General features: G+C 69.7%; 12 protein-coding genes. 8 read left to right on the top strand and 4 right to left on the bottom strand.

Going from position 1 to position 14,731, the window contains the following annotated elements; all coding sequences use genetic code 11:
• Positions 1–59: 59 nt before the first annotated feature.
• Positions 60–1,046 carry a glycosyltransferase family 2 protein gene (locus tag ACIRB1_RS11650; RefSeq protein WP_403465397.1) on the top strand — a complete coding sequence of 329 codons (987 nt, stop codon included), beginning with the start codon at positions 60–62 and terminating at the stop codon, positions 1,044–1,046.
• Entirely contained in the window at positions 1,043–2,392 is a 1,350-nt protein-coding gene (locus ACIRB1_RS11645) for a polysialyltransferase family glycosyltransferase (protein WP_352182121.1), read from the top strand. Before ACIRB1_RS11650 ends, ACIRB1_RS11645 begins: the two co-directional genes overlap by 4 nt.
• Before the next feature lie 80 nt (positions 2,393–2,472).
• On the opposite strand, the gene ACIRB1_RS11640 is transcribed toward ACIRB1_RS11645, so the two are convergent.
• From ACIRB1_RS11640 to ACIRB1_RS11630, 3 genes are all read right to left on the bottom strand, one after another.
• A complete protein-coding gene (locus ACIRB1_RS11640; protein ID WP_403465396.1) occupies positions 2,473–3,648 on the bottom strand; it encodes an acyltransferase family protein in 1,176 nt (391 codons plus the stop codon).
• 143 nt (positions 3,649–3,791) lie between these two features.
• Entirely contained in the window at positions 3,792–5,132 is a 1,341-nt protein-coding gene (locus ACIRB1_RS11635; RefSeq protein WP_403465395.1) for a polysialyltransferase family glycosyltransferase, read from the bottom strand.
• Positions 5,132–6,112, bottom strand: coding sequence for a glycosyltransferase family 2 protein (locus tag ACIRB1_RS11630; RefSeq protein WP_352182162.1), 981 nt, complete (start codon positions 6,110–6,112; stop codon positions 5,132–5,134). Before ACIRB1_RS11630 ends, ACIRB1_RS11635 begins: the two co-directional genes overlap by 1 nt.
• A gap of 198 nt (positions 6,113–6,310) precedes the next feature.
• Here ACIRB1_RS11630 and ACIRB1_RS11625 point away from each other — a divergent pair, with 198 nt between their 5' ends.
• From ACIRB1_RS11625 to ACIRB1_RS11610, 4 genes are read left to right on the top strand one after another with little or no spacing between them, the layout of a single operon-like run.
• The gene (locus ACIRB1_RS11625) at positions 6,311–7,639 is read left to right on the top strand and encodes a DUF6716 putative glycosyltransferase (protein ID WP_403465394.1); all 1,329 of its coding nucleotides are present in this window, start codon (positions 6,311–6,313) and stop codon (positions 7,637–7,639) included.
• Between the two features lie 32 nt (positions 7,640–7,671).
• On the top strand, positions 7,672–8,973 hold the full coding sequence (locus tag ACIRB1_RS11620) for an N-acylneuraminate cytidylyltransferase (RefSeq protein ID WP_352182125.1): 1,302 nt from the start codon (positions 7,672–7,674) through the stop codon (positions 8,971–8,973).
• A 14-nt stretch (positions 8,974–8,987) separates the two neighbouring features.
• Positions 8,988–9,926 (top strand): N-acetylneuraminate synthase family protein, encoded by a 939-nt coding sequence (locus ACIRB1_RS11615; RefSeq protein ID WP_352182126.1) that lies wholly within the window; start codon positions 8,988–8,990, stop codon positions 9,924–9,926.
• A 48-nt stretch (positions 9,927–9,974) separates the two neighbouring features.
• Complete coding sequence (locus ACIRB1_RS11610; RefSeq protein WP_403465393.1) at positions 9,975–11,063, top strand: hypothetical protein; 1,089 nt, start codon at positions 9,975–9,977, stop codon at positions 11,061–11,063.
• A gap of 5 nt (positions 11,064–11,068) precedes the next feature.
• Here ACIRB1_RS11610 and ACIRB1_RS11605 read toward each other — a convergent pair whose 3' ends face one another.
• On the bottom strand, positions 11,069–11,737 hold the full coding sequence (locus tag ACIRB1_RS11605) for a class I SAM-dependent methyltransferase (RefSeq protein WP_403465392.1): 669 nt from the start codon (positions 11,735–11,737) through the stop codon (positions 11,069–11,071).
• A gap of 288 nt (positions 11,738–12,025) precedes the next feature.
• On the opposite strand from ACIRB1_RS11605, the gene ACIRB1_RS11600 reads away from it, so the two are divergent.
• Positions 12,026–13,255, top strand: coding sequence for an amidohydrolase (locus ACIRB1_RS11600; protein WP_352182129.1), 1,230 nt, complete (start codon positions 12,026–12,028; stop codon positions 13,253–13,255).
• 245 nt (positions 13,256–13,500) lie between these two features.
• Entirely contained in the window at positions 13,501–14,589 is a 1,089-nt protein-coding gene (locus ACIRB1_RS11595) for a BMP family ABC transporter substrate-binding protein (protein WP_352182130.1), read from the top strand.
• Positions 14,590–14,731: the final 142 nt, after the last annotated feature.

Raw genomic sequence — 14,731 nt, 5'->3', positions numbered from 1 at the left:
GGGCTCGAACATCTCCTACGGTCACAAGAATCCGCCCCGGAGAGAGCCCAGGTGTACGCGTGACCAACCGCCCCCCAACACTGTCCGTCATCGTCCCTTGCTACAACATCGAGGCATATGTCCCGGAAACGGTGACGAGCCTGATCAACAACGCACGGGACGAGTTCGAGTTCCTGTTCGTCGAGGACCGCTCGACCAAGGACAAGACCTATGAGGCTCTCCTGGAGCTGACGAAGCGGCTCCCGAACAGCAGGGTCATCCGGCACGAGAAGAACGGCGGCCTCGCCACCGCCCGCAACACCGGGATCGACGCGGCCGAGGGCCGCTACCTGACGTTCCTCGACGGCGACGACTGGCTCGCGCCCGGCTACCTCGCCGACCTGGTCGACGTCATCGAGCGCTTCGACGTCGACTTCGTGCGCACCGACCACGTCACGGTCACCGGCGTCGAGCGCGCCATCCAGCGCTCCCCCGAGGGCCGCAGGCACACCCCGCTCGACCCGCGCAGCGCGATCCTCCCCGTCGACGACACGACGATGGTCGACTACCCGTACGCCTGGGCCGGCATCTACCACCGCCGCCTCCTCGACCGCGGCCTGCTGCGCTTCCACGACGGCCTGCGCACCGCCGAGGACCGCCCCTGGATCTGGGAACTGCACCGCAAGGCGGAGTCCTACGTCGCCGCCAGCCTGCGCGGGGTCTTCTACCGCCGGGGCCTGGCCGGTTCGCTGACCCAGATCGGCGACGTACGCCAGCTGGACTTCTTCCGCTCCTTCGACCTGGTCCTCGCCGAACTCGCCGACGACCCCGAGGCCGCGAAGCTCCGCAAGAAGGCGCTGCGCAACTACTGCGTCGTCATCGCCCACCAGCTCCTGGACCGGGGCCGCTTCGAGCGCAGCGTGCACGCCAAACTGCGTCAGATGGCCGCCGAGGCGCTCGGCCGGATGACGGAGACCGAACTCAACGAAGCACTCGTCGGCATGGGCGAGGAACGTGTGCACACGCTGCGGCGCATCCGCGGTGGCATGAAGGGAGTCGCGGCATGAGCGGCACGACACAGATCTTCTTCTCGGCCACGCAGTACGCCGCCGCGACCGTCACCGCCGCGATCCGCGCCGGCTTCTTCGGCCCGCGCGCGGCCCACCGCCGCATCCTCGTGGTCAGCAACACGGCCGCCGTCCCCGAGGTCGGCACCCCGCTGGACCGGATGCCCGGCTTCGAGAAGCTGCGCCCGGAGTTCGACGAGGTCCGCTCGTGGAACGAGTTCATCTCCCCCTTCCACCCGGCCGGCTGGTCCCCGCGCGCCCAGGACGCGGCCCTGTGGGAGAAGGCCGTACGCCTCGCCTGGAACCTCGGTGACGAGGACGTGGAGATCGCCTGCGAGTCCATCCAGGCCAACCCCTCCCGCGCGGTCGCCGACATCTTCGCCGACAGCCCGGTGCACGTGTACGCGGACGGCCTGATGAGCTACGGCCCCACCCGCAACCGCATCCCGCACAACCTGAACAGCCGCATCGCCCGCGTGCTGCACCTCGACCTGATACCCGGGCTGCGGCCGATGCTGCTGTCCGAGTACGGGGTCGAGCCGCAGCCCGTGCCGAACGAGGCGATCGTCGAGGTCCTGGCCCAGATCGGCGAGGCCGGCGCCCAGATCCTCGCCGACAGGCTGCCCCAGGAGAACCGGCCCACGGCCGTCATGCTCGGCCAGTACCTCTCCGCCATCGACCTGATCACCCAGGACGAGGAGGAGCAGCTGCACGTCCGCATGCTGCGCGCCGCGGCGAAGGCGGGCCACCAGGACGTCCTGTTCAAGCCCCACCCCAGCGCACCCGCCGTCTACAGCACCTCGCTCGAGCAGACCGCCGACCAACTCGGCGTCCGCCTCACGGTGTTGCGCGAGCCGGTCCTCGCCGAGACGGTCTTCGCCCATCTCCGCCCGCAGTTGGTCATCGGCTGCTTCTCCACGGCGTTGATGACGGCCGCCGCTCTTTACGACATCCCCGTCGCCCGCGTCGGCACCGGACTGCTCCTCGAACGCATCACGCCGTACGAGAACAGCAACCGCATCCCGCTCACCGTGATCGACGCGATCCTGCCGGACGCCGAGAAGGACAAGGTCGGGCAGCCCCTCGAACTGGGCACCCTGGCCGCGGAGTTGGCGCCGCTGGTGCGGGCCGTCGGCTACTGCATGCAGGCCCTCAAGCACCACGCGATGCGCGACGAGGTGTCCGCCTGGCTCGCCGTCCACCTCGACGAGTACCCGCAGTACTTCAAGAAGCGCCGCCTGACCAGCCTCCGCCTCCCCGGCGGCAGCGCGGTCCGCGCGGAGTCGCTGCGCCGCAACCCGACCGTACGGCGCGTGGTGCGCCGTATCCGGGCCGCGCAGGCCTGACGCACGCGCACAGAAAAACCGACACGCACAAAAAAAGGGGCCCTCGACCTGTGTCGAGGGCCCCCTTCCGTGGTGCGGGGTCACTTGCCGAGCTTGGCCGCCAGCTGCTTCGACTGGAGCGACATCGTCCGCTTCAGCCGTGGTCCGAACGGTTTCTCGACGAAGCGGTGCATCAGATACGCCAGACACAGCAGCCCCGGCACGGTCAGCGCCAGCGTCTCGTACGGGCCGAGCCCGAAGCCCCGGTGCAGCACGCGGATCGCGAACCAGCCCAGGTGCTCGTGGATCAGGTAGAAGGGGTACGTCAGCGCGCCCGCCAGCGTCAGCCAGCTCCAGTTCGCCCAGCTCGTCCAGCCCAGCGCCACCGCCGCGACCGCCGCGAAGGCGACGAAGACGATCGCCTGGATGACATGCGGGTTGCGGTGGAAGTCGCCGGTCATGCCCGGATGCCACAGCGCCGTCACCGAGTAGCGCTGACCCAGCAGGAAGGACATCCCCACGATGCCCCACAGAAGCAGGTCGCTGCCGTAGCGGTAGATCAGGTAGAAGGCGAGGCCGCCGATGAAGTACGGCGCGTGGTCGCGCATGACCAGCTCGGTCGTCAGCGGGTTGTCGGCGACCCGGGCGAAGCAGCCGGCCATCGTCCACAGGATGCAGAAGGTCACCACCCGGCGGTAGGTGACGCCCTTCCAGATCACGAAGAGCGCGAAGAACAGGTAGAACCGCATCTCCACCCAGAGCGTCCAGTCGACGCCGATCACGCGGGGCACGCCCATCGGCTGCTGGAGCATGGTGAGGTTGACGAGGAACTCGTCCGAGCGCAGCGGCTTGACGACCACCGGCATCAGCACCGACGCGGTGCCCACCAGGATCAGCGCCACCCAGTACGCCGGGTAGAGGCGGGCGATGCGGGAGCGGAAGAACTCACCCATCGACTTGCCCCAGCTGCTCATGCAGATCACGAAGCCGCTGATGAGGAAGAAGAACTGCACCCCGAGCGAGCCGTAGGTCCCCGCCTGGGACAGGGTGGGGAACATGTTCCCGGGGGACTGGTGCCAGGAGGAGGCCACCTCGCCGTTCTTGCCGGTGAAGTGGTACAGGCACACCATCAGCGCGGCCAGCAGCCGCAGTCCGTCCAGGGCGCGCAGCCGGTGCTCCCGGGGCGGGCGGGACGGGGCGACGGGTGGCTGCTCCGGTTCCTGCCCAGGGTCCTGGCCCCGCAGGGTGGGTGCCAGGGCCTGGTCAACCGCGTTCATCCTGGGCCTTTCTCGCCGACGTCGAATGGCTGTTCCGCGACGGAACGATGTGACGCTACGAACGTTCGACGGATGAAAGGCAATTCACCGGCGACACACAGGGGTCTCCTACATGTCGCCCGGATGAACAATTTGAATGGACGCTAACGTCCGGACAAAGCACGGGCGCGACGCGCGATGCGCCGGACCGTCTGATTCCGCGGGATGAACGACAGTTGTGCCGGTACGGCGCCGGGCAGCGCCAGCGCGGTCAGCCGCCGGCGCTTGAAGTACCGCCAGGTGTGCGGGTTCAGGTGGGCCGAGAGATAGCGCTCGGCGTCCGCGCGCAGCCGGGGGTAGATCCTGGGCTGCATCGCGAAGCCGACGGCCTTGAGGAGTCCGGCCAGTTCGGCCACCCGCTCCGGCGACGGCATCCGCCACTCCGTCACCGCCGCCTTGTCGCCGAGGTCGGGCAGCACGTCGTCCACGATCGTCAGCGGCACCCGGTTGCTGTTCTGGTACGGGGTGAGCCGGGCCAGCACGGTGTCGGTGCCGACGCGCGCCACCGGGATGCCGTACAGCCCCGCCGCCGTGAACAGCCCGGTGGAGAAGCAGCCGACGACCAGGGCGGGCCGCAGCCGCTGGAAGGCGACCTCGGCGAGCACCGGCCGGTCCAGCAGCGTGAGACGGGCGCCCAGCTTCTTCGCCTCGTCCTCCAGCAGCCGCGACCAGCGGGAGGGTGCCACCGGGTGCGGCTTGAAGACCAGCTCGCGATGGCCGAGGGCGACGGCACCGCGCACCATGCGCAGATGCAGCTCCTCCTCCTGCTGGTCGGTGAGGATGCCGAGCGCGGCGAGGTACTGGCCGAGCAGCAGGGCCGGTTGGCCCTCGACGGCCGGCAACTCCTCCTCGGACGCGGCGAGTTCGCCGAGCACCTTGAGGAAGACCTCGGTCGGCACCAGCTCCGGCGGGACGCCGAACTCGGTGAGCAGCAGCGGGGTGAGGCCCGGGACGAGATCGAGGTGCAGCAGCCGCTCGATGCGGGTGCCGACCAGCGGGTCGATCTTGTCGCGCGTGGGGCCGTAACTTATGAGGCCGTCCGCGTAGACGTCGACCGGGGCGCCGGTGAACAGCTGGCACAGCGCGAGCGACGGGTTGACCTGGACGGACTCCACGGCGAGCCGGATCTCGTCGTCGCCGAGCTTCCACAGCAGCCGTACGTACCGCTCCCACATCGGGACGTCGTCGCCCCGCGGGCTCCAACCGCTCGGGTGGAAGGGGGAGATGGTCTCGTTCCACGACAGGACGTCGTCGAAGCGCTCCCGGAGCCGGTCGAAGCCCGGCATGGTGTCCACCGACGCGGTGGTCTCCGGGGTGGCCGCGTTGTTGGTGATGAGCAGCAGCCTGCGGTCGGCCTCGCCGAGGAGCCCGGCGTCCAGCGCGGCGGCCAGCGTCGCGGCGCCGTACAGGGTCGACGCGCACAGGATCTGGGTGGTGCGGGGCATCAGGCGGCCACCGTCCGGGCCGAGGTGGGACGGCGGCGCAGTCGGCGCAGCCGGCCGGCGCGCTGGGGGTCCATCGAGTCCATGACCTCCGCGAGAACGTCCTGCGGCATGCGCTTGAGCGCGGCGGAACTCAGTGAACGCAGTTTTCGAGCCACGGCGGGTTCGAACCTCTCGATCGCTCCGAGATGATGAGCCATGATCGCGCAATAGGTGCGCACCGCTTTGGGCAGCAGTTCGCCGGCGTCGCGGTCAGCCGCCGTCTCCTCGATTACCTGGTCGAACGCACGAATGAAATCGAGCTGCCGCACGTCCCCGATCTGGGTCAGCGACGAGGCGACACCGCGCCGGTAGAACACCCCGAGCAGCCCCACGGTGGCGAACGACTCCGCCTCCCGGTGCAGCTTCCAGATCCACGGCCGGTCCTCGGCCGTGCGCAGCCCGTCGGTGAAGTGCAGCAGGCCCCGGTCGACCAGTCTGCGGTGGTAGATGCCCGCCCAGGCGTAGGCGTAGTCCACGGACGTGGAGCGGTCGGCGGGCAGGATCGCGTCCCGCGGGTTCATCACCACACCGCGCCGGCCCTGCGGCACCCGGGCGATCGAGCGGGCCTTGGCCGTGCACACCACGTGGTCGGTGCGCACGAAGTCGCAGCCGAGTTCCTCGATGGCGGCCAGCAGGCGCGGGAAGTAGTCCGGGGCGAGCCAGTCGTCGCCGTCCAGGAACGTCAGATACTCGCCACGTGCCGCGTCGATGCCGGTGTTGCGGGCGGTCGCCAGCCCTCCGTTCTTCTGGTGTCTGACAAGCACGACGCCTGGCAGTTCCCGCTCCGCGCGCGCGAGAATGTCAGGGGTCTCGTCGGTCGAACAGTCGTCGACGAAGATGAATTCGAAGTCCTCCCGTGTGTTCCCACGCAGGCTCTTCAGAGTGTCGGGCGCGTATTGCTGCACGTTGTAGAACGGCACGATGACGGAGAGCTTGACCACCCGCATGACGTTAGAGGTCGCTCCGGCATCGGTCTTTACCATTGGTTTGATGTCGGGTGAACGCCACGTGGCGAACCTGTGAACCAGGAATTTTTAGGGCCGCGCCACGCCCTGATTCGCCATTCGGCGGTGTGCTGTTAACCGTTTGTTGCCTTCTGGTTGGGCCGATCAACGGAATGGCTTCCTAGCGTCTTCGGTGTGCCAGCAAGTGCAACGCAGACCCTGCGAGTCGCCGTCCTCGCGGATTCCGACACCCGGTGGAAATGGGGTTCGCTCACCGCGAACCGTATCGCTCCGCCGAATTCGGACATCTCTCTGGACGGGTACCTCCTGCGGGGCCGTGCCACCCCAACAGCCCGCCAGCTGAAGGAAGTCGGCGTCACCGCCGACTCCCTCCGCGAGGTGACCGCCGTCGAGTTCCTGCGCGCCATGGAGAAGGAGTCCTACGACATCCTCGTGCTCTCCCTCGTCGGCGGCGGGGTCCAGGCGATGCTGCACGGTCTGGCCCGCGTCTGGGACGGGCGCAGCAAGCGGCCCGTGGTCGTCACCGGCTATGTCGGCGTCGTCTACGAGAAGCTCACCGACGGCCTGCTGCTGCGGCACGGCGCGGACCTCGTGCTCGCCAACTCCCGCCAGGACGCGGAGCGTTTCAAGGCGGTCTACGACGGCGTCGGCGCCGACTCCGGCGCGGTCACCGAGGTCGCCCTGCCGTTCCTCGGCGGGGCCGCCTACACCGGTGAGCACGACCCGTACACGGTCGTCTTCGCGGTGCAGCCCTCGGTGCCCGACAACCGCAGGGACCGCGAGTACCTGCTCAACCGGGCGATCCAGCACGCCCGTTTCCACCCCCACCGCGAGGTGCTGCTCAAGCTGCGCTCCAAGCCCGGCGAACACACCACGCACATCGAGGAGTTGCCCTACCAGAAGCTGGTCCAGGGCAAGGACCTCCCCGCCAACTTCAGCCTGGTGTACGGGCACATGGGCGATGTGCTCGACCGCACCGACCTCCTGGTGACCGTCAGCTCGACGGCCGCCCTGGAGTCCCTGCACCGCCGTATCCCCACCGTCGTGCTGACCGACCTCGGCATCCGCGAGGGGCTCGGCAACCACCACTTCGTGGGCTCCGGGTGCCTCGCCTCCTGGGAGCAGCTGGACGCCGGGTACAAGCCGGTGCCGGACGCGGAGTGGGTGGCCCGGCAGGGGGTCGGGGCTGGGGGTCCCGCTTCCGGGGGAGGGTCGTACGAGACGGCCTTCGACGCGGCCAGGGAGCGGATCGTCAAGCTGCTGGCCGCCGACGGGATGGCGCCGCTGGCCCCGTACTACACGCCCGAGACCGCCCCCGGCTATCTGCCCGGCATCCTCGCCCGCCACCACCTCGGCCCGGACGGCACCCCGCTGCCCGGCGCCCCGGCCGCGGACAAGGAGCCCGGTCCCGTCCGGCAGATCGTCCGCCGGGCCGCGCGGGGCGCCTACCGCCACGGAGTGCAGCGCGTGGCGCCCGTCATCCGCCGGATGGGGGAGCTGTGAACGCCGAGACTTCCGCTCAAGGAGTAGAGCCCATGTCCAACCCGCAAGCGGGCCAAGGCGCTTCGGTGCGCCGGGTGCTCGCGGTGATCCCCGCGCGCGGCGGCTCCAAGGGCGTCCCCGCCAAGAACCTCGCCCCCGTCGGCGGAGTGCCACTGGTGGCCCGCGCGGTGCGCGAGTGCCGTGCCAGCCGGCTGGTGACCGATGTCGTGGTCTCCACCGACGACCAGGCCATCGCCGCCGCCGCCCGCCAGGCCGGCGCCGAGGTCGTGCTGCGGCCCGCCGCCATCGCCGGTGACACCGCGACCTCCGAGGCCGCCGTCCTGCACGCCATGGACGCCCACGAGGCGCTGCACGGCGCGGCCGTCGACGTGGTCCTGCTCGTGCAGTGCACCAGCCCCTTCATCGTCCGCGAGGACGTCGACGGCATCGTCAACGCGATCGTCGCGAACGGCGCCGACACCGCGCACACCGTCGCCCCCTTCCACGGCTTCGTCTGGCGCGACGCCGACGACGAGGCCACGGCGGTCGTCGAACCCGCCCGCAGCGAAGAGGTCGGGGGCGCCACCAAGGTCGCCAACTCGACCGTGGCCAGCGGCGGTTACGGCGTCAACCACGACAAGTCGTTCCGGCCGCGCCGCCAGGACCGCCCCCAGGACTTCCTGGAGACCGGCGCCGTCTACGGCATGGACGCGGCCGGCTTCCGCAAGGTCGGCCACCGCTTCTTCGGCCGCACGGAACTCGTCCGGACCGACCCCGCGCGGGTGTTGGAGATCGACGACCCCCACGAGCTGGCCAGGGCACGGGCGTTGGCCCCGCTGTTCGACGCGGACCGCCCCGGCTCGCTCCCGACCGCCGACGACATCGACGCGGTCGTACTCGACTTCGACGGCACCCAGACCGACGACAGGGTGCTGATCGATTCCGACGGACGGGAGTTCGTCTCCGTGCACCGCGGCGACGGACTCGGCATCGCTGCGCTGCGCAGAAGCGGCCTGAAGATGCTCATCCTGTCCTCGGAGCAGAACCCGGTCGTCGCCGCCCGGGCCCGGAAGCTCCAACTCCCGGTCCTGCACGGCATCGACCGGAAGGACCTCGCACTCAAGCAGTGGTGCGAGGAGCAGGGCATCGCGCCGGAGCGCGTGCTCTACGTCGGCAACGACGTCAACGACCTCCCGTGCTTCGCCCTCGTGGGCTGGCCCGTGGCGGTCGCGAGCGCCCACGACGTCGTACGCGGCGCCGCACGAGCGGTCACCACCGTGGCCGGTGGCGACGGCGCTGTCCGAGAGATCGCCAGCTGGATCCTCGGCCCCTCTCTCGATTCCCTCACCAAGTAAGGAAACCCGCTGTCATGAGCATCAACTCCCGTCTGCGCCAGTTCGGTTCGAAGACCGCAGGCCCCGGCCAGCCCGTCTACGTCGTGGGCGAGATCGGCATCAACCACAACGGTGAGCTGGAGAACGCCTTCAAGTTGATCGACGCCGCCGCCGAGGCCGGCTGCGACGCCGTCAAGTTCCAGAAGCGCACCCCGGAGATCTGCACCCCGCGCGACCAGTGGGACATCGAGCGCGACACCCCCTGGGGCCGCATGACCTACATCGACTACCGCCACCGCGTGGAGTTCGGTGAGGACGAGTACCGCCAGATCGACGAGTACGCCAAGTCGAAGAACATCGACTGGTTCGCCTCCCCGTGGGACACCGAGGCCGTCGCATTCCTGGAGAAGTTCGACGTCCCGGCCCACAAGGTCGCCTCCGCGTCCCTCACGGACGACGAGCTGCTCCGCGCGCTGCGCGCCACCGGCCGTACGGTCATCCTCTCCACCGGCATGTCGACCCCGAAGCAGATCCGCCACGCGGTCGAGGTCCTCGGCTCGGACAACATCCTGATGTGCCACGCCACGTCGACCTACCCGGCGCAGGCCGAGGAGCTCAACCTCCGCGTCATCAACACCCTCCAGGCCGAGTACCCGAACGTCCCGATCGGCTACTCCGGTCACGAGACGGGCCTCCAGACCACCCTCGCCGCGGTCGCGCTCGGCGCCACCTTCGTCGAGCGTCACATCACCCTCGACCGCGCCATGTGGGGCTCGGACCAGGCCGCCTCCGTCGAGCCGCAGGGCCTGACCCGCCTCGTCCGCGACATCCGCACCATCGAGGCCTCCCTCGGCGACGGCGTCAAGAAGGTCTACGAGTCGGAGCTCGGCCCGATGAAGAAGCTGCGCCGCGTCACCGGTGTGGTCGCCGAGGCGGAGATCGCCGCGGCCGCGGGCGAGCCGGTCTCGGTCTGAGTCTGAGCCATTAAGCGCCACTTACGGTCACGGGACGGTCGTACGACAATGAGCCCTCATGCCGGCACCGCCGGCCTCACCCCCCACACTCTCGCGTTCGTGGAGAGTCCGGTACAGCTGCTGAACGTGCTGGAGTGGGCGCACCTCCGTGCGCCCAGGGCCGAGGAGGCACCCGGCGGGGGGCTCACCCTCGTGGTCCTGTCGCCGACCGACCCGATGACCCGCGGCCAGCTGCGCCGCATGGCCGACCTCGCCCGCGACGAGGGCCACACCGTGCGCTGGGAGGAGGCGCGGGGCGGACCCGCGGCCCCCTTCCAGACCATCGGCGGCCTGACCCGGCTCCTGCGCAGGGCGGACCGGATCGTCATGGGAGACCCGTTCTCCCGCTACGTACAGCTCCTGCTGACCATCACCAGGGCACGCGAGCTGGTGGTGGTCGACGACGGCACCGCGACGATGGAGTTCGTCGCCCAACTGGCCAGCGGCGAACGCCTGGTGCGCTGGCACCGCAAGGGCGGCCGCCCCGGCCCCCGCGACCTGATCTTCGCCCCGGTCTCCTCGGCGGCCCGCCGCCGCCTCACCCCGAGCACCCGGCGCACGGTCGAGGTCTTCTCCTCGATGCCGATCGAGACCACCCCCGAGGGCGTCACGATCACCCCGAACGAGTTCGCCTGGACCCGCGCCACCTTCGGGCCGCCCCGCATCACCAAGGGCGCGGACATGGTCGGAACGTCCCTGGTGGAAACGGGAGTAGTCGACAACGACCGCTACCTGGAGGCGGTCTCCGCCCTCGCCAAGACCCACGGCGCGACCCGCTACTTCGCCCACCGCCGCGAAAGCACCGAGAAACTCCACCGGTTGGCGGTCGAGACGGGCCTGGAGATCGTCCGCCCGGACCTGCCCCTGGAACTGATCGCCCGCAGGGGCCCCATCGGCCGTACGATCCTCAGCTTCCCCTCGACCGTGGTGCACACCCTGCCGCTGGCACTGATGGGCACCGAGGTCCGGGTCGCCGTGTGCGACATCGACCCCGCCTGGCTGACCGAGAACGCCTCACCCCGCGCGCAGGGCTTCCTGTCCGGGGTCACGGGGACGGCGCGGGACGTGCACCGGCTGTCGGCGGTGACGGCGGCGTAGGCGGTTCAGCCGGCGGCCGGGGGCTTGTGGGCCAGGGTGAAGGCCCGGCCCCACTTCTGCCGGCCCTGCCGCTCGATCCGGGCCTGGGCGTACACGCTCAGGCCCGCTTCCGTGAGGTACGTCGCCACCTCGGCCGGGGTGCGGAAGTAGTAGTCCAGCGAGATGTCCTGGCCGTAGCGCTCCGCCATGTGGATGTGTTCGCCGTCCGAGGCCTGGAACGCGAGCAGGGCGTAGCCGCCCGGGCGCAGCACCCGGTGGAACTCCGTGAGGACGCCGGGCAGGTCGGCGTCCGGGATGTGGATCGTGGAGTAGAGCGCGAACACGCCGGCCAGGCTCGCGTCCGGGACGTCCAGAGCGGTCATCGAGCCGACCTGGAACCGGAGCCGGGGATGCGCCTCGCGGGCCAGGGCCACCATGTGCGGGGAGATGTCGATGCCGAAGGCCTGGAGGCCGAGGGCGTTCAGGCGGGCGGTCACATAGCCGGGGCCGCTGCCGATGTCCGCCACCCGAGGCTCGTCCGCCGCCGTACGGACCAGTTCGGCGAAGGCGTTCAGCAGGCCGGTCTCGACGGGGCCGTCGCCCAGGCCGTCCGGATGCTCGGCGCTGTACGCGGGCGCGATCGCGTCGTAGGAGGAGCGGGTGGCCTCTATGAAGTCCGCGTTCGGGTCGGTCACGTCGGCGGACCCTACCAAGGCAACCACCACGGACACGCGGGTCCGGGAATCTCACACTGCGTAGCGGTGTTGCCACTGTTGTACGGCAGTACGGATTCCGGGATGCGGACGGGTCGAGCCGGGCTGTGGCGAGCCGTGGTATCCCAGAAGGAGCGGGGAGTTTACCCACCTCCACAGGCGGCTATGCGGCCGGCGGTCAGATTTTCTTCGACTAACGGGTTGAACTTTTGTTGATCGAGGGTCAGTTGACCACCCGGGCGCCCTACCCTTCAGAGGGTGAAGCAATTGATGTCAGCAGAGTCCGAGGCAGAGTCCGAGGTCGAACCCGTCGGGAACGTGCTCCCGGGCACCCTGCCGGAGCTCCTGCGTGCCGAACTCGTCGCGTTCCGCCGCGACCTGCACATGCACCCCGAGCTGGGCAACCAGGAGTTCCGGACCACCGCAGCGATCAAGGCACGGCTGGAGGCCGCCGGTCTCGAACCGCGCGTCCTCGCCGTCGGCACCGGCCTCGTCTGTGACATCGGCCCCCGCGACCCCGCCGTACCCATGCTCGCGCTGCGCGCCGACATCGACGCCCTGCCCGTCCCGGACACGAAGAGCGACTGCGCGTACCGCTCCACCGTGCCCGACCGCGCCCATGCCTGCGGCCACGACGTGCACACCACCGTCGTGCTCGGCGCCGGCCTCGTCCTCGCCCGGCTGCACGAGCAGGGCCTGCTCCCGCGGGCCGTCCGCCTCCTCTTCCAGCCCGCCGAGGAGGTCCTGCCCGGCGGCGCCGCCGACGCCATCGCGTGCGGGGTGCTCGACGGGGTGGGGCGGATCATCGCCGTGCACTGCGACCCCAAGGTGGACAGCGGGCGGATCGGGCTGCGCATCGGCCCCATCACCTCGGCCTGCGACCGCATCGAGGTCTCCCTGGACGGCCCCGGCGGCCACACCGCCCGGCCGCACCTGACCACCGACCTCGTCACCGCCGCCGCCCGCGTCGCCACCGACGTGCCCGCGATCGTCTCCCGCCGCATGGACGCGCGCAGTGGGGTGTCGGTGACCTGGGGGCGCATCGAGTCCGGCCACGCGCCCAACGTCATCCCGCAGCACGCGGAACTGTCGGGCACCGTGCGGTGTCTCGATCTCGCCGCCTGGCGGCAGGCACCCGACGTCGTGCACGCGGCGATCGACGAGGTCGCCGGGCTGTACCGCGCCAAGTCCGTGATCGAGTACGTCCGCGGGGTGCCGCCCGTCGTCAATGACGCGCTCGTCACCGAACTGCTCCGGGACGCCATGACCGCCCGCCGCGGCCCCCTCTCCGTCGAGGACACCGAGCAGAGCCTGGGCGGCGAGGACTTCTCCTGGTACCTGGAGCACGTGCCCGGCGCCATGGCCCGGCTCGGCGTCCGCACGCCGGGGGAGCGCACCGTACGGGACCTCCACCAGGGCGACTTCGACGTCGACGAGTCGGCGATCACGGTCGGCGTGGAACTGTTCACCGCCGCCGCCCTGATCGACGGCGCGATCTGACCGGCACGCCGTGACCCGGGGGACGCAAGGGTGCCCGTTCGGTGCCTTTACGTCCCCTTGTGTCACCCGGGTGTAACCACCGGCGCGTGAACGTAACGCGTCGGCGGCACGATCCGGTAACGGCACGGAGAAACCCCGTTCCCCTCCTCGTCTACGCGCGTTACTGTGCGCGGAAATCGCCACAGAGGCGGCGGCTTGGGGAAGCGGTCCGGTGACGGTGCCGTGGGGACGAAGGAGTGCTTGCTGTGCGTCAGACATCTCGGAGGACGAAGTTCTCCCAAGCTGCGGTGGCCGTCACGGTCATCGCCCTCGCGGCCACCGCCTGCGGTAGCTCCAGCAAAAGCGCCGACAAGGCGAGCGACACCTCGTCGTCCTCGTCCGGCAAGTACACCGGCAAGGGCATCGGCCTCGCCTACGACGTCGGCGGCAAGGGCGACCAGTCCTTCAACGACGCCGCGTACGCCGGTCTCCAGAAGGCCGAGAAGGACTTCAAGCTCACCGGCCGCGACATCGAGCCGCAGGACAACGAGTCCGACGCGGACAAGGTGCAGCGCCTGGAGAGCCTCGCCACGGCCGGCTACAACCCGGTGATCGGTGTCGGCTTCGCCTACGCGCCGGCCGTCAAGGAGGCGGCGGCGAAGTTCCCGAATACTACGTTCGGCATCGTCGACGACGAGCAGATCAAGGCCGCCAATGTCGCCGACCTCGTCTTCCACGAGGAGCAGTCCTCCTACCTCGCGGGTGTGGCCGCGGCCAAGGCGACGAAGAAGAACCACATCGGCTTCATCGGCGGCGTGAACGTACCCCTGATCCACAAGTTCGAGGCAGGGTTCGACCAGGGCGCCAAGTCGGTCAACCCCAGCATCAAGATCGAGTCGCAGTACCTCACCCAGACTGCGGAGCAAGGTGGCTTCGCCAGCCCGGACAAGGGGAAGGACGCGGCCAGCGGCCAGATCGACGCGGGTGCGGACGTCATCTACGCCGCAGCCGGTCTGTCCGGCCAGGGCGTCATCTCCGAGGCCTCCGCCAAGAAGGTATGGGCCATCGGCGTGGACTCCGACCAGTACGAGCAGAAGGCGCTGGCCAAGTACAAGGACTCCATCCTCGGCTCGGCGCTCAAGAACGTCGGCGGAGCCGTCTACGACCTGGTGAAGTCGGTGTACGAGGGCAAGCCCAAGACCGGCGTGATCCGCTACGGCCTGGACAATGAGGGCGTCGGCTTCTCCGACACCAACCCGAAGTACAAGGCCATGACGGACGCCGTCGCCGCGGTGGACAAGGCGAAGCAGGACATCATCGACGGCAAGGTCACGGTCGCCACCACGACCAAGTGACGATGACGTCGGTCTCCGCACGCTGACAAGGGAGCCCCGGGCCGTGAGGCGGATTCTTGGGGTCCTCGCAACACCTGATGGCTTACGCGGCTGTCAGTAGATCACGCAGGCGCTCGGCTGGGGTTTTCCAGCCGAGTGTTTT

This window comes from Streptomyces sp. NPDC096013, assembly GCF_044763565.1.
Taxonomy (GTDB): domain Bacteria; phylum Actinomycetota; class Actinomycetes; order Streptomycetales; family Streptomycetaceae; genus Streptomyces.
The sequence above is the reverse complement of the archived record's forward strand: the minus strand, read 5'-3'. Positions and strand labels throughout refer to the sequence as shown.

Coding starts and splice junctions, on each gene's coding strand:
- ACIRB1_RS11645 (WP_352182121.1), top strand. CDS start 1,043: ATGAGCGGCACGACACAGATCTTCTTCTCGGCCACGCAGTACGCCGCC.
- ACIRB1_RS11640 (WP_403465396.1), bottom strand. CDS start 3,648: ATGAACGCGGTTGACCAGGCCCTGGCACCCACCCTGCGGGGCCAGGAC.
- ACIRB1_RS11635 (WP_403465395.1), bottom strand. CDS start 5,132: ATGCCCCGCACCACCCAGATCCTGTGCGCGTCGACCCTGTACGGCGCC.
- ACIRB1_RS11620 (WP_352182125.1), top strand. CDS start 7,672: ATGTCCAACCCGCAAGCGGGCCAAGGCGCTTCGGTGCGCCGGGTGCTC.
- ACIRB1_RS11615 (WP_352182126.1), top strand. CDS start 8,988: ATGAGCATCAACTCCCGTCTGCGCCAGTTCGGTTCGAAGACCGCAGGC.
- ACIRB1_RS11610 (WP_403465393.1), top strand. CDS start 9,975: ATGAGCCCTCATGCCGGCACCGCCGGCCTCACCCCCCACACTCTCGCG.
- ACIRB1_RS11600 (WP_352182129.1), top strand. CDS start 12,026: ATGTCAGCAGAGTCCGAGGCAGAGTCCGAGGTCGAACCCGTCGGGAAC.